This is a genomic window from Streptomyces sp. NBC_00597 (genome assembly GCF_041431095.1).
Taxonomy (GTDB): domain Bacteria; phylum Actinomycetota; class Actinomycetes; order Streptomycetales; family Streptomycetaceae; genus Streptomyces.
The window spans coordinates 5,842,973-5,857,583 of record NZ_CP107757.1 but is presented as its reverse complement, the minus strand read 5'-3'; the positions used below and the strand labels follow the sequence as shown (position 1 = coordinate 5,857,583).

The 14,611-nt window shown below is 72.9% G+C and carries 8 protein-coding genes; 6 read left to right on the top strand and 2 right to left on the bottom strand.

Going from position 1 to position 14,611, the window contains the following annotated elements; translation table 11 throughout:
* Positions 1–199: 199 nt before the first annotated feature.
* Positions 200–2,104, bottom strand: a complete 1,905-nt coding sequence (gene typA, locus OG974_RS26765) for a translational GTPase TypA (protein WP_327285234.1) — start codon at positions 2,102–2,104, stop codon at positions 200–202.
* 317 nt (positions 2,105–2,421) lie between these two features.
* On the bottom strand, positions 2,422–4,797 hold the full coding sequence (locus OG974_RS26760) for an ABC transporter family substrate-binding protein (protein ID WP_329314448.1): 2,376 nt from the start codon (positions 4,795–4,797) through the stop codon (positions 2,422–2,424).
* Positions 4,798–5,146: 349 nt separating this feature from the next.
* Between OG974_RS26760 and OG974_RS26755 the strand changes: the two genes are divergently transcribed.
* From OG974_RS26755 to OG974_RS26730, 6 genes are all read left to right on the top strand, one after another.
* On the top strand, positions 5,147–5,368 hold the full coding sequence (locus OG974_RS26755; protein ID WP_327285232.1) for a hypothetical protein: 222 nt from the start codon (positions 5,147–5,149) through the stop codon (positions 5,366–5,368).
* A 174-nt stretch (positions 5,369–5,542) separates the two neighbouring features.
* Positions 5,543–6,364: a hypothetical protein gene (locus tag OG974_RS26750; RefSeq protein ID WP_327285231.1), complete on the top strand. Its 822-nt coding sequence runs from the start codon at positions 5,543–5,545 to the stop codon at positions 6,362–6,364.
* 1 nt (position 6,365) lies between these two features.
* A complete protein-coding gene (locus tag OG974_RS26745; RefSeq protein WP_327285230.1) occupies positions 6,366–8,270 on the top strand; it encodes a fumarate reductase/succinate dehydrogenase flavoprotein subunit in 1,905 nt (634 codons plus the stop codon).
* The gene (locus tag OG974_RS26740) at positions 8,267–9,040 is read left to right on the top strand and encodes a succinate dehydrogenase/fumarate reductase iron-sulfur subunit (protein ID WP_327285229.1); all 774 of its coding nucleotides are present in this window, start codon (positions 8,267–8,269) and stop codon (positions 9,038–9,040) included. The genes OG974_RS26745 and OG974_RS26740 overlap by 4 nt, the downstream gene beginning before the upstream one ends.
* Positions 9,041–9,118: 78 nt before the next feature.
* A complete protein-coding gene (locus OG974_RS26735) occupies positions 9,119–12,442 on the top strand; it encodes a protein kinase (RefSeq protein ID WP_371644691.1) in 3,324 nt (1,107 codons plus the stop codon).
* Between the two features lie 87 nt (positions 12,443–12,529).
* Positions 12,530–14,611 (top strand): TPM domain-containing protein, encoded by a 2,082-nt coding sequence (locus OG974_RS26730; RefSeq protein WP_329314444.1) that lies wholly within the window; start codon positions 12,530–12,532, stop codon positions 14,609–14,611.

Here is a 14,611-nt window from a genome sequence, read left to right as displayed (position 1 = left end):
CAGACACGTGCGAAACGGACTGTTAGCTCACCATCCGGAGTGTCACGGTCGGTATACGGACACCGTGGACACTGGAACGCAACAATCCGCTTGACAAAAGGCAACAACCCCTCCCCCACGAAGCCGTGGTGAAGGGGTTGTCGGTGGAACGACGGCCCCGCGGGGCCCACTTCCTACGTACCGGAAGCGATGGTCGGACCTACTTGCCGGACTTGGCGCGCGACGCGGTGCGCGAGCGGTCCTTCTGGTCCAGGACGACCTTGCGGATACGGACGGCCTCGGGGGTCACCTCGACGCACTCGTCGTCGCGGCAGAACTCCAGGGACTGCTCCAGGGAGAGCCTGCGGGGCGGCACCACGTTCTCGGTGTTGTCCGCGGAAGCCGCACGCATGTTGGTGAGCTTCTTCTCCTTGGTGATGTTCACGTCCATGTCGTCGGAGCGCGAGTTCTCGCCGACGATCATGCCCTCGTACACCTCGGTGCCGGGCTCGGTGAACAGGACGCCGCGCTCCTGCAGGTTGATCATCGCGAACGGCGTGACCGAACCGGCGCGGTCGGCGACCAGCGAACCGTTGTTGCGGGTCACCAGCTGGCCGAACCACGGCTCGTGGCCCTCGTGGATCGAGTGGGCGATGCCCGTACCGCGGGTGTTGGTCAGGAACTCCGTGCGGAAGCCGATGAGGCCGCGCGACGGGACGACGAACTCCATGCGGACCCAGCCGGAGCCGTGGTTCGACATGTTGTCCATGCGGCCCTTGCGGACACCCATGAGCTGCGTGACCGCACCCATGTGCTCCTCGGGCACGTCGACCGTCATGCGCTCGACCGGCTCGTGCACCTTGCCGTCGATCTCCTGCGTGACGACCTGGGGCTTGCCGATGGTCAGCTCGAAGCCCTCGCGGCGCATCTGCTCGACCAGGATGGCGAGCGCGAGCTCACCACGGCCCTGGACCTCCCAGGCGTCCGGGCGCTCGGTGTCGAGGACGCGGAGCGAGACGTTACCGATCAGCTCGCGGTCCAGACGGTCCTTGACCTGGCGGGCGGTGACCTTGCGGTCCTTGACCGCGGACTTGGCGTCCGCGCCCTTGCCGCTGCCGCCGCGGCCGACCATCGGGGAGGTGTTCGTACCGATGGTCATGGAGATCGCCGGCTCGTCGACCGAGATCAGCGGAAGCGCGATCGGGTTCTCCGGGTCGGCCAGGGTCTCGCCGATCATGATGTCCGGGATACCGGCGACGGCACAGATGTCACCGGGGCCGGCGACCTCGGCCGGCTTGCGGGTGAGCGCCTCGGTCATCATCAGCTCGGTGATGCGGACGTTCGACATCGAACCGTCACGCTTGATCCACGCGACGGTCTGGCCCTTGCGCAGCTCGCCCTGCTCGACGCGGAGCAGCGCGATGCGGCCGAGGAAGTTGTCGGCGTCCAGGTTGGTGACGTGGGCCTGGAGGGGCGCCTCGTCGTCGTACACCGGGGCGGGGACGTGCTCCAGGATGGTGGAGAAGAACGGCTCCAGGCTGTCGCTGTCCGCGGGGACGGTGCCGTCTTCGGGCTTGGTCAGCGAGGCGACGCCGTCACGGCCACAGGCGTAGACGATCGGGAACTCGATCTGCTCCTCGGTGGCGTCCAGGTCCAGGAAGAGGTCGTACGTGTCGTTGACGACCTCGTCGATCCGGGAGTCCGGACGGTCCGTCTTGTTGATGCAGAGGATGACCGGCATGTTCGCCTGCAGGGCCTTGCGCAGGACGAAACGGGTCTGGGGCAGCGGACCCTCGGAGGCGTCCACCAGCAGAACGACGGCGTCCACCATCGACAGACCGCGCTCGACCTCACCACCGAAGTCGGCGTGGCCGGGGGTGTCGATGATGTTGATCGTGATCGGGGCCCCGCCGTCCTTGGGGTGATACTTCACCGCCGTGTTCTTGGCGAGGATCGTGATGCCCTTCTCACGCTCCAGGTCGTTCGAGTCCATCATGCGGTCGTCGAGGTGCTGGTGGGCGGCGAAGGCACCGGCCTGCTTGAGCATGGCATCGACGATGGTCGTCTTGCCATGGTCGACGTGGGCGACGATGGCGACGTTACGGATGTCGTGGCGCGTGGGCACTTCGGCGCTTCTCCCGGGATCGTGGATGGCAGCGCGTACGGTCCGGCACGCGAGCCTCGACCGGGCGGAAAACCTGCCACGGCCTTACCCCATCGTACGTCGCGTGGCGGGAACCGCCCGCCGGGGGGTCTGTCAAGAGGCCGGACGACTGAGAAGGGCCGGGTACGGGGTGGGGGGTTCCCGGCTGGGGGTATTACGGGTATTGCCGCGGGTCAACGGGTATCTACGACCTTGCCCGCCGGAGGATCCGGCGGGCAAGCGACTTGAGTCACATCTGAGCTTGTGAGTCGAAGCTCAATCTGTCTGGCCCCGTTTTGTCACTTCTTCTTCCCCTCGTCTTTCGCCGCGGCCGGCGGCTTCTTCCAGCCGATGTCCTGGAAGTGGGGGCTGCCGAGGCCGAAGGCGCCCGCATTGGCCAGGTTCGACTTGGCGGCCACCAGCTCGGGGCGCTGGTAGAGCGGGATGGATCCGGCAGCGGCCCAGATCCGCGCGTCCGCCTTGCGCATCAGCTCGCGCGAGGCGTCCTCGTCCAGCTCGCCGAGCGCCTGGTCGAACAGTTGGTCGATGTGGTCGGTACCGACCCGGGTGTAGTTCTGTTCGACGAGGAGTGAGCCGTCGGCCGCCGGTTCCGGCTTGGCGAAGATGGGGCGGGCGTCGGTGGCCGGATAGGCCGTCGCCGGCCAGGAGTACAGCGCCAGGTCGTACTGGCCCGAGGCGATGTGGTCCTTGAAGAAGCTCTCGTCGGCCACCTTGGTCAGCTCGGTGCTCACCCCGACCTTGCGGAGCATCTGGGCGATCCGCTCGCCGACCGTGCGCAGGGCCTCGGAGCCGGGGCCGGCCGGGAGGACGAAGCGCAGGTTGAGCGCCTTGCCGTCCTTGGCCAGCATGTTGCCGGAGGTACGGGCCTGCTTGGCCGGTGCCGGCGCCGGGGAGGCCGTCCCGACCTTGCCGGGCCCGGGGGCCTCGCCGTCGCGGGCCGGACCGCGCTTGGCGTCGTCGGCGGCCGTCGTGTCCGCGTCGTCCGCCGCTCGCGCCGACCCGCCCGGGTTCTTCGCGTCCAGGGCGTCGGCCTGGGCCAGCAGCGCGGCCTTCTGCTCTTCCGCGTGCAGGGCCGCGGCCGGCACCGGGGAGACCCGTTCGCCCCGGCCTCCCTGCACGAACGCCTCTCCGCCGACCGCCGGGATCCCGCGCTCCAGGGTGTCGCCGTTGCGCTCGTCCTCCTGGCCCACGATGTAGAGGCCGTCGTTGCCCGTGCCCGGGCCCGACGGGGTCTTCGAGTCGTCCTGGCCGTCGCCCTCCGCGTTCTCGGAGCCGGCCTTCGCACCCGACGGCTCGGTGAGCTTGCCGCCCCGGCGCCAGCCCGCGTCCGCGAGCAGAGCCTCGGCGGCGTGGATGTCCTTGCCGCCGAGCGCGTCACTGTTGTCCGCGTACGCCCGCTGCCCGGCCAGCGCCACGTGGCTGCCGACCGGCTTCGCCGGCAGGCCCAGGGGCTTCAGTACGATCTCGGCCAATTCCTTGCGGTCCAGGGCCCGGGCCACGGCCCGCCGGACCCGCTCGTCGGCCAGCGGGCCGGAGGCCCCGTTCAGGGCGAGCTGTGTGTAGGCCGGCTCCAGGGACTTGCGGACCGTGAAGGTGCGCAGCGCCGACTGCTCGTCGGCGTAGCTCTTGGCCGCCTCGGCGTTCTGCGCGCGGGTCTCCCGCTCCGTCGCCGCCTTGCCCTCGTCGGAGCCGTTCGCGACCGCCCACGACAGCGTGGCCTGGGCCGGGGTGACCGAGGCGCCCGGTCCGTGCGCCGGGGCCCCGCCCGGGCCCGGAGAGCGTTCCGCGTCCCGGCGGGCCACCGCGATGCGGTCGGCGCCCGCGCGGTCGATCTCCGCCAGGTCGACCTTGCCGGCGGCCAGCGCGGCCGGGCGCTGGGCCCGGGGAACGGCGGTCAGGACCAGCGAGTCCAGCTTGGCCGGCCGCCCCCACCAGCGGGCGTTGCGGGTCAGCGCGGCGGTGCCCGTCCCCTTGTCGATGGCGCCGAGGTTGAAGGGCCCGGCGGTGACCTTGAGGGTGCCGCGGGCCCCCTCGTTGAAGGAGTCCGGGGTGCCGGTGACCTGCTTGGGGTAGAGCGGGGTGAACAGGGAGCGCCAGTCGGTGTACGGCTTGGCGAAAGTGACCTTGACCTCCAGGTCGGTCTTTCCGCGCTCGATCTTCTCGATCCGGTCGTACCCGGCGTTGCGGGCCGTCCAGTACGCCGAGTCCTTGCCGTTCAGGGCCCGCCACTGCGCCACGAAGTCGGCGGCGCCGATCTCGCGGCCGTCGCTCCACACCGCCTGCTGGTTCAGCTTGTACAGGACGACCTGCTTGGGCTCCCGCTCGACGACCTCGGCCTTCTCCAGGTAGTCCGGGTTGGCCACCGGTCGTCCCTTGTCGTCCAGCGTGAACAGCTGGGGCAGCACCGCCCCGGCGATCCGGTTGGTGGTGGCGTCCGCGTCGGCCTGGAAGGTGTTCAGGGTGTCCGGGAGGGCGTCCACGGCCCAGCGCAGCACGCCGCCGTCGGCGACCTTGTCGCGGGCCGTCGCCGCGATGTCCTGGCCGGCAGACACGGGACCGCCCTCGTCGTCTCCGGCGCCGCAGCCCGCGAGCAGCGGCAGTGCGAGGACTCCCGAGGTCAGCAGCGCCAAGGACCTGCGCCTTCTCTGGGACATGGGTGGTACCTCCGGGACGGGGCGTGAAAGGGGCGGCTTGATCACGTTTGGCGGTATATGGAGCTGATCACACTGGGTGCCGCTACACACTGAAATCCACAGCTCGCCACACCTCTCGCAGCCGACCCTCGCCACGCCGCGAACCCCACCCGTGCGGACCAATCCCGCTTGCGCCACGGACGGGCGTTCCCTCGGAAGAGGGATCAAAATGGGAGCAGGGAGGGGCGCACAGATTGCGCCTGCGCGCCCGCAATCGCTGCACGTCCCTTCACAACCGGGGACGGGAGGCGCGACACTCGCAGGCGCACATGAGCGTTGCCACCGCAACCAGCGGAAGTGAGGGCAAGTCATGTCCCTGCAAGATGATTTGACCGCGGTACGGCGCAATCTGAACGACCTGGTCCGCTCGGTGGAACGGCTGGAGCAGGACGTCGCCCGGCAAGCCCCCGCCACCTCGCGGGCGCCACGCCAGGAGGGGATGGTCCCCGTTCCGGACACCCCGTACGACAGCACGCTGTGGCAGGACGTCGACGACGAGGGTCTCGGCGCCCGCGACCGCCGGGCACCCTGACCCGACGGGCCGAGGTCCTGTCGTCGAAGTAGCGCCGGTCGGGCCCGCGGGCCGGGCGGGACCTTGACGACGGGACCTGGCCCCCGCACGCGCGGCACCCCGCACCCCACCCGGCCCAGCCGTCCGCGGCTGGGCCTCGTGGGTCACCCCTCATCACTCCACCCGGAGTCCCCTTTGGCCACAGGCACGGAACCACCCCGGCAGCTGACCGGCGTCCACGACGCCTCCCGGGCCGCGATCGCCGCCCGGCACCTGCGCACCGACCGGTGGTGGCTGGCCCCCGCCGCCACCGCGGCCGGGCTGCTCGCCTTCATCGTCTACTCGACGTGGCGGGCCTTCGCCAACGCCGACTATTACGCGGCCCCGTACGTCTCCCCGTTCTACTCCCCGTGTCTCGCGGAGAACTGCCAGGAGATGCGCGGCGGCCCCAACCTGGACCTGTTCGGCAGCTGGTGGGGCCTGTCCCCCGCCCTGCTGATCCTGGTCTTCCCGCTCGGCTTCCGGCTGACCTGCTACTACTACCGCAAGGCGTACTACCGGGGCTTCTGGGCCTCGCCGCCCGCCTGCGCCGTCGCCGAGCCGCACGAGAAGTACACGGGCGAGACGCGCTTCCCGCTGATCCTGCAGAACGCGCACCGGTACTTCTTCTACGCGGCGCTCCCGGTCGCGGGCATCCTCACGTACGACACGGTGCTGACCTTCCGCAACGACCGTTACGAGTGGGGCCACATGGGCCTCGGGACGCTGCTGTTCCTCGTCAACATCACGCTGATCTGGGCCTACACGCTGTCCTGCCACTCCTGCCGGCACATCATGGGCGGCCGTCTGCGGCACTTCTCCAAGCACCCGGTGCGCTACCGGCTATGGGGTTGGATCAGCCGGCTCAACTCCCGCCACATGCTGCTCGCGTGGGCCTCGCTGATCAGCGTCGCCCTGTGCGACTTCTACGTGTACCTGCTGGCCAGCGGCACCTTCACCGACCCGAGGATCTTCTGACATGGCTCAAGTCGACCGGCAGCAGTGGGACGTGGTCGTGGTCGGTGCGGGCGGCGCCGGGCTGCGGGCCGCGATCGAGGCCCGCGAACGGGGAGCCCGTACGGCCGTCATCTGCAAGTCCCTGTTCGGCAAGGCCCACACGGTCATGGCGGAGGGCGGGATCGCCGCCTCCATGGGCAACGTCAACGAGGGCGACAACTGGCAGGTGCACTTCCGCGACACGATGCGCGGGGGCAAGTTCCTGAACCAGTGGCGGATGGCGGAACTCCACGCGAAGGAGGCCCCGGACCGGGTCTGGGAGCTGGAGACCTGGGGCGCGCTCTTCGACCGCACCCCGGACGGGAAGATCTCCCAGCGCAATTTCGGCGGGCACGAGTACCCGCGCCTCGCGCACGTGGGCGACCGGACCGGGCTGGAGCTGATCCGCACCCTCCAGCAGAAGATCGTCCAGCTCCAGCAGGAGGACTTCAAGGAGTTCGGGGACTACGAGGCCAGGCTCAAGGTCTTCCAGGAGTGCACGGTCACGAGGGTCCTGAAGGAAGGGCAGAGGGTCTCGGGGGCCTTCTGCTACGAGCGCGAGTCCGGCCGGTTCTTCGTACTGGAAGCGCCTGCGGTGGTCCTGGCCACGGGCGGGATCGGCAAGTCCTTCAAGACGACCTCGAACTCCTGGGAGTACACGGGCGACGGCCACGCGCTGGCCCTGCTCGCGGGCGCCCCGCTGCTGAACATGGAGTTCGTGCAGTTCCACCCCACCGGAATGGTCTGGCCGCCCTCGGTGAAGGGGATCCTCGTCACCGAGTCGGTGCGCGGCGACGGCGGGGTGCTGCGCAACAGCGAGGGCAAGCGGTTCATGTTCGACTACGTCCCGGACGTCTTCAAGGAGAAGTACGCGGAGTCCGAGGAGGAGGGCGACCGCTGGTACGAGGACCCGGACCACAACCGGCGCCCGCCCGAGCTGCTCCCCCGCGACGAGGTGGCCCGGGCCATCAACTCCGAGGTCAAGGCGGGCCGCGGCTCCCCGCACGGCGGGGTCTTCCTCGACGTGTCGACCCGGATGCCGGCCGAGCGGATCAAACGGCGGCTGCCCTCCATGTACCACCAGTTCAAGGAGCTGGCGGACGTGGACATCACCGCCGAGCCGATGGAGGTCGGCCCGACCTGCCACTACGTGATGGGCGGGATCGCGGTGGACTCCGAGACCGCCGCCACGGTCGGGGTCCCGGGCCTGTTCGCGGCGGGCGAGGTCGCGGGCGGCATGCACGGCTCGAACCGGCTCGGCGGGAACTCCCTGTCCGACCTGCTGGTGTTCGGCCGGCGGGCCGGCATGCACGCGGCGGAGTACGCCTCGGGCCTGGCCGACGCGCCGCCCGCGGTCTCCCAGCCGGAGATCGACGCGGCGGCGACGGAGGCGCTGGCCCCGTTCCACGCCGCCGAGGGCGCGGAGAACCCGTACACGCTCCACCAGGAGCTCCAGACGACCATGAACGACCTGGTGGGGATCATCCGCCGCGAGGGCGAGATGGCCGAGGCGCTGGAGAAGCTGTCGGGCCTGCGCGTACGGGCGGCCAGGGCCGGCGTCGAGGGGCACCGGCAGTTCAACCCGGGCTGGCACCTCGCCCTGGACCTGCGGAACATGCTGCTGGTCAGCGAGTGCGTGGCCCGCGCGGCCCTGGAGCGCACCGAGAGCCGCGGCGGGCACACCCGGGAGGACTGCCCGTCGATGGAGCGCAGCTGGCGCCCGGTGAACCTGCTGTGCCGCCCGGTCGACCCGGCGCCCGAGGATCCGGCCGCCGACCGGATCTCCCTCGTCCGGACGAGCACCGAACCCATCCGCCCCGACCTGCTCGCGCTCTTCGAGAAGGACGAGCTGGTCAAGTACCTCGCCGAAGAGGAGCTCTACGAGTGACTGACTACGACGCCCGCTTCCGGATCTGGCGGGGCGACGCGGAAGGCGGGGAGCTGCGGGACTTCACCGTGGAGGTGCACGACGGCGAGGTCGTCCTGGACATCGTCCACCGGCTCCAGGCCACCCAGGCCTCCGACCTGGCGGTGCGCTGGAACTGCAAGGCGGGCAAGTGCGGCTCGTGCAGTGCGGAGATCAACGGGCGGCCGCGGCTGATGTGCATGACGCGCATGTCCACCTTCGACCGGTCCGAGACGATCACGGTCACCCCGCTGCGCGCCTTCCCCGTGGTCCGGGACCTGGTCACGGACGTGTCGTTCAACTACCGCAAGGCGCGCGAGGTTCCGGCGTTCGTGCCGCCGGAGGGGGTGGCTCCGGGCGCGTACCGGATGCAGCAGGTGGACGTGGACCGCTCGCAGGAGTTCAGGAAGTGCATCGAGTGCTTCCTGTGCCAGGACACCTGCCACGTGGTGCGCGACCACGAGGAGAACAAGCGGGCGTTCGCCGGTCCGCGCTTCCTGATGCGGGTCGCGGAGCTGGACATGCATCCGCTGGACGCGGCGGCGGAGGCGGGCCTGGACCGCAAGCGCACGGCCCAGGAGGAGCACGGGCTCGGCTACTGCAACATCACCAAGTGCTGTACGGAGGTCTGCCCCGAGGGCATCAAGATCACTGACAATGCGCTGATCCCGCTGAAGGAACGGGCGGTGGACCGCAAGTACGACCCGCTGGTGTGGCTCGGGAGCAAGATCCGCAGGCGCAGCGAGCCGTAGCACCCCCGGTGGTTCACTTCGCAGGACACAATGCCCCCTGGGAAAACGTCGTATGACGTGATGTCAGGGGGCTTTGCGGTGCGGGTGGGGGATGAGCTGGCCGGCCGGTACCGGCTGGAACAGCGGCTCGGCAAGGGCGGGATGGGCGAGGTGTGGCGCGCCCACGACCTGGCGCTGGGCCGGTCCGTCGCGGTCAAGGTGCTGCTGGAGGCGGCCACGAGCGACGAGGTGGTCGCCCGGTTCAGGCGCGAGGCCACGATCGGGGCGCGGCTCCAGCACCCGGGGATCACCGTGGTGCACGACGTGGGGCAGCAGGACGGACGGCTGTTCATCGTCATGGAGCTGCTCGCGGGCGAGGACCTGGCCACGGTGCTGGCGCGGGAGGGCCGGCTCGCGGTGGACGTCGCGGTCGACCTGGCCGCGCAGACGGCGGAGGCCCTGGCCGCTGCGCACCAGCAGTCCGTGGTGCACCGGGACCTGAAACCGTCCAACCTCTTCCTGCTGTCGGGCCGGCGGCTCAAGATATGCGACTTCGGCATCGCCTACTCCGCGGACGCCACGGCGGGCTGGACGGCCACGGGCCAGGTGATCGGCACCTGGGCGTACATGGCGCCGGAGCAGTGGCGCAGCGAACGCGTGGACGGCCGGTGCGATCTGTACGCACTGGGGTGCGTGCTGTACGCGCTGCTGAGCGGGGCCCCGCCGTTCGGGCACGCCGACCTGTACGCCCTGATGCTCCGGCACACCGGGGAGGCACCGCTCCCGCTGCGCGAGGTCGGCGCGCCGGTTCCCGCGGAGCTGGACCGGCTGGTGCAGGCGCTGCTGGCGAAGGACCCGGCGGACCGGCCGGAGTCGGCGGAGGCCGTGGGCAAGGCCCTGCGCGGTCTTCGCGGGCTCACGGACGATCCCGAACCGGCGGCCGCCCGCACACCGGAGGCGGCGCCCGGCCGGGCGCCGGGCTCGGAGCCGGGGCACGTACCGCCCGGGCTCCCGCCGGATCCGGTGCCCGGACGTGCACCGGCGGCCCGGATCGACGTCGCGGCTGCGGCCGCGGCCGTGCTCGACGGTGTGGTCGCGGGCCGGGTCGTGCCACGGGACCCGGGCACACTGCCCGGGTCCCGGCCCGGAGCGGAGGCGGAGGCCGGGGCCGACCAGGAGCCGGGCCCGGGGCCGGAGGCCGTGTCGCCCGAGCGGACACCGGACCCGCACCCGGTGCCGGGGGGCGGGGGTGTGACGCCCGAGGTGCGGGAGGTCGTGCGGGGGCTGCTGCTGGAGGTGGAGCAGACCCTGCGGGCCTGGCCGCACGGCGCCGACGCCCGCGTGGAGGCGCTGGCCGTCGCCGCGGACGCCGCGGCCCGCTTCGACGCGGAGCTCGCCGGCCGGCTGCTCGCCGACGCGGAGGCCGTCGCGTGGACCGGCAGTGGGGGCGACGGCGGGCAGGTGGCCCGGCTGCTGACCTTGCTGGCCGGGGAAACCGCCCCGCACGCCCCGGCCCGGGCCCTGCGGCTGCTGACCGACGCGGAGCAGGCGCTGTTCACCGTGTTCGGCTCCAACCGTCAGGGCCCGCTGCTCGCGGTGGCGCAGGAGCTGGCCGTGGTGGCTCCCGAGCAGGCCGCCCGGCTCGTCGGCCACCACTTCGCGGACGGCTCCGCCGGGAGCAGGATCCGGGCCCGCGTCGACGTGGCCCTCGCGGTGGCCGAACCCGGACGGGCCGAGCGGGATCTGTCCCGGATCGAGGACGCCGGCCGGCGCGCGACCGCGACGTACGACATGGTGCTGGCCCTGGCCGCACGGGACCTGCCCGCGGCCCTGCGGCTCAGTGAGCGGATCGGCTCCGCGGGCGCCCGGCTGTTGGCGCTGTGCCAGGTCGCGCGGGACCGCACCGCCGCCGGGGACGTGACCGGCGCGCGGCGCGCACTGGCGCTCGCCGAGGAGGAACTGCCCCGGGTACTGGAGGAGCGGGCCGCGTGGCTGCGGGAGGAGGCGGCCTGGCACGCCGAGCGCGGACTGCTCGTGGAGGCGGAGCGGCTGCGCACCCGGGCCGACGGCCTGCTCCGCGGCCGGCCGGAAACGGCCGGTGACGAGAAGGCGGCGCACGCACTGGGCGCCCTGGAGGAGGTCCGGGAGCAGGTGGCGCGCGCCGCCGGTCCCGCGCTGGACCCGGCGGGGGCCCGGGAGCTCGTCGAGCGGGCACGCGGCCCGTTCGGGTCGCCGGTCCGGGCCGTCGAACTGGCCCGGATCGCGCGGGACTGCGTGGCCGCGGCGGGTACGACCTGGCTGCCCGAGGCGGCGGCGGAGCCGGGAGCCCCGCCGCCGCCCGGGGTGACGGTGCTCGCCGAGCGGGCAGGGGCGCTGCGGCCTGCGGACCCGGACGGCCGCCGGTGGCGGCAGGCGGTCCGCCCGGACGCCCTGCACTCCGCCGGGTCCGCACTGGTGTGGCGGTCGGGTGCCGCGGTGGGCTGCGTACGGGCCGACGTGGGCGCGACGCGCTGGACGGCCTTCGCGGACGAGGGGGTGCTCGCGCCGCTGCTGCCGGAGGGCGGGCGGCTGCTGGTGTCCTGCGTGGCGGACGCCGCCACGGTGTACGTCGACGTGCGCCGGGACGGTGGGCCCGGGGTCCGGGTGGTGGCGCGGGAGCCGCGTGACGGTCGGGTGCGCTGGTGGCGGGACCTGCCGCGGGCGGGTTCGCTGCGCAGCGCCGGTCCGGTGCTGGTGCACGAGGCGCGGGGCGACCTGACCGTGCTGCGGGCGGTGACGGGCGAGGTCGTGTGGCAGCGCTCGCTGTCGGAAGCCACCCGGTCCCTGGCGGCGGTGGGCGACTGCCTGGTCCTGACGGACGGGCGGTGGCTCCAGGCGCTGCACCTGCCGAGCGGCCGGCGGATGTGGTCGCAGCTACGGGGCTCGGAGGCCTTCGACCGCGAGCCCGGCCTCCAGCCGGTGCACGTGCTGGACGGGGAGCTCGTGCGCGCCGTGGACCGCGGCACCGGCCGGGAGCTGTGGCAGTTCGCCCCGGGCGTGCCGGCGGCGCGGCTACTGGTCGAGGGCGGCGCCGTGTACGCGGCGGGGCACCGCCGGGACCAGGGCTGGGACCTGGTGTTCGCGCTCGACGCCCGGACGGGGGCGCTGCGCTGGCAGCGGACCGTGGTCCGGCGCGAGGGGACGGTGTGCGCGCTCGAACTGCTGGGCCTGCGGGCGGGCGGACTGTACGTGAAGGCCGCCCGTGGTGGCCGGCGCGGGCGGCTGGGCCGGGAGTCGGGCCCGTTCGTCGCCGTCCTGGATCCGGCGACGGGCAGGCAGCGCCGCCAGTGGGAGCAGCCGGGGCTCGCCGACGGGGACACCCTGCTGGTCGGCGACCAGCTCGTGCTGTCCCGCCCGGAACTGGCGGCGTACGCCCTCCCGTAACGGGCTCCGGGCCGCGGGGTTCTCCGGGTGCGGGTGGGCACGGCCGCCCCTACCCTCCCAAATGTGAGGGCGCCCAGGAGCAGGTCGATGCGACGCACCGCCACGGGGACGTCGGTACGGGCCGGGCTGGTCCTGGCCGCCGCGCTGCTGGGGCTCGGTGGCTGGGGGGTGGTCGGGGCGCCGGCCGCCCGGGCCGAGGATCCCGTCACCCTGTCCTCGCAGGGACAGATCACCGACCGCGTGGGCGCCCTGGGCGATCGGAAGGCGGCCGTCACCACCGCGTTGGACAAGCTGTACGCCGACCACCGGATCCAGCTGTTCGTGACGTACGTGCACGATTTCTCCGGGCGTTCCGCGCAGAGCTGGGCGGACGCCACCGCGCAGAAGAACGGCCTCGGTCAGGACGACGTGCTGCTGGCCGTGGCGACCGGGGCCCGCCAGTACGCCTATTCGGCCGATGTCGGTTCCGGGTTCACCCAGGCGCAGCTCGCGGACGTCGCCCGGACGGCCATCGAGCCCCCACTGCGGCAGAACGACTGGGCGGGCGCGGCGATCGGCGCCGCCGAGGGGTACGGCGCCGTGCTCTCCGGGAAGCCCGTACCGGTTCCGGACGTCACCCCCGGCGTGGCGGACCCCGGCGGGGACACGGGCACGAGCGGGGCCGGGGACTACGTGCTCCCGGTGGTCCTCGTCGGTGCGGCCGGCGCGCTCGGGGCGTACGCGTACACCCGCCGCAAGCGCAGGGGCGCCGGCGCCGGTGGCACGACGGGCTGGGGCGCGCAGCCGGCGACCACGACCGCGCTCCCGCTGCCGGAGCTGGACGCCAAGGCGAAGGCCCTGTTGGTGGAGACCGACGACGCGATCCGCACCAGCGCCGAGGAGCTCGGCTTCGCCTCCGCGCAGTTCGGCGACGAGGCGGTCGCCGCCTTCACCGAGGCGGTGGTCTTCGCGCAGAGCGAGCTGACGGCCGCGTTCCGGCTGCGCCAGCAGCTCGACGACGCGTACCCCGAGGACGATCCGACGCGGCGGCGGATGCTGGACGAGATCGTGGCGCGGTGCACCGAGGCGAACCGGCGCCTCGACGCCGAGTCGGCGGACTTCGACCGGCTGCGGGACCTGGAGAAGAACGCCCCGCGGGCGCTCGCCACGGTGGAGGCGCACGCCCAGGACCTGGCGGGACGTACGTCGACGGCCGCGGCGACCTTGACCGCGATGGCCGGGCGGTACGCGGACTCGGCGTCCGCACCGGTGGCCTCCAACGCCGAACAGGCCGAGGACCGGCTGCTGTTCGCGACGACGAACCTGGGCGGGGCCCGTGCGGCGCTCGACGGCGGCGACAACGGGAAGGCGGCCGTGCACGTGCGGGCCGCCGAGGGCGCGGTGGACCAGGCGGCGACGTTGGTCGACGCGGTGGAGCGGCGGGCGCAGGAGCTGGCGGAGGCGGCCGGGAAGCTGCCCGGGGCGCTCACGGAGACCGACACCGACCTCGCCGATGCCCGCGGCCTGCTGACCGGCACCGCGGAAGGCACCTCCACGGCGGACCTGCGGGGCCGGATCGGCCGGGCGGAGGCGGTCCTGACCGACGTACGGCGGGAGCAGGCGGCCGGCCGGTACGACCCGATCGACGCGCTGCGCCGGGTGGAGGAGGCCGACGCGGTCCTCGACGAGGCGCTGACCGGTGCCCGGGAGCGCGAGAGCGGCCGACAGCGGGCGGCCGCCCTGCTGGACCAGGCGACGCTCTCGGCGCGCAGTGCGATCGGGGCGGCGACGGACTACGTCACCACCAGCCGGGGCGCGGTGGGCAGCCAGGCCCGTACCCGGCTGGCGGAGGCGCAGCGGCGGCTGGAGCAGTCGGCCGCGCTGGCGGGTTCGGACCCGGCGGGGGCGCTGGCGCAGGCGCAGCAGGCGGACGGGCTGGCGCGGCAGGCGCAGCAGCTGGCCGAGGAGGACGTACGGGCGTACCGGAACCCGTACGGCGGCGGGCAGCAGCAGGGCGGCGGCATGGGCGGCGCGGTCCTCGGCGGGATCATCCTGGGCGAGATCCTGGGCGATGGCCGCGGGGGCGGCGGCTTCGGCGGGGGCTTCGGCGGCGGGGGCGGGGGGCCGGGACCCGGCTCGTTCGGCGGCGGGGGCACCCGCGGCCGCATGGGCGGCGGGGGCCGTTTCTGA

Coding starts and splice junctions, on each gene's coding strand:
- OG974_RS26730 (WP_329314444.1), top strand. CDS start 12,530: ATGCGACGCACCGCCACGGGGACGTCGGTACGGGCCGGGCTGGTCCTG.
- OG974_RS26760 (WP_329314448.1), bottom strand. CDS start 4,797: ATGTCCCAGAGAAGGCGCAGGTCCTTGGCGCTGCTGACCTCGGGAGTC.
- OG974_RS26745 (WP_327285230.1), top strand. CDS start 6,366: ATGGCTCAAGTCGACCGGCAGCAGTGGGACGTGGTCGTGGTCGGTGCG.
- OG974_RS26755 (WP_327285232.1), top strand. CDS start 5,147: ATGTCCCTGCAAGATGATTTGACCGCGGTACGGCGCAATCTGAACGAC.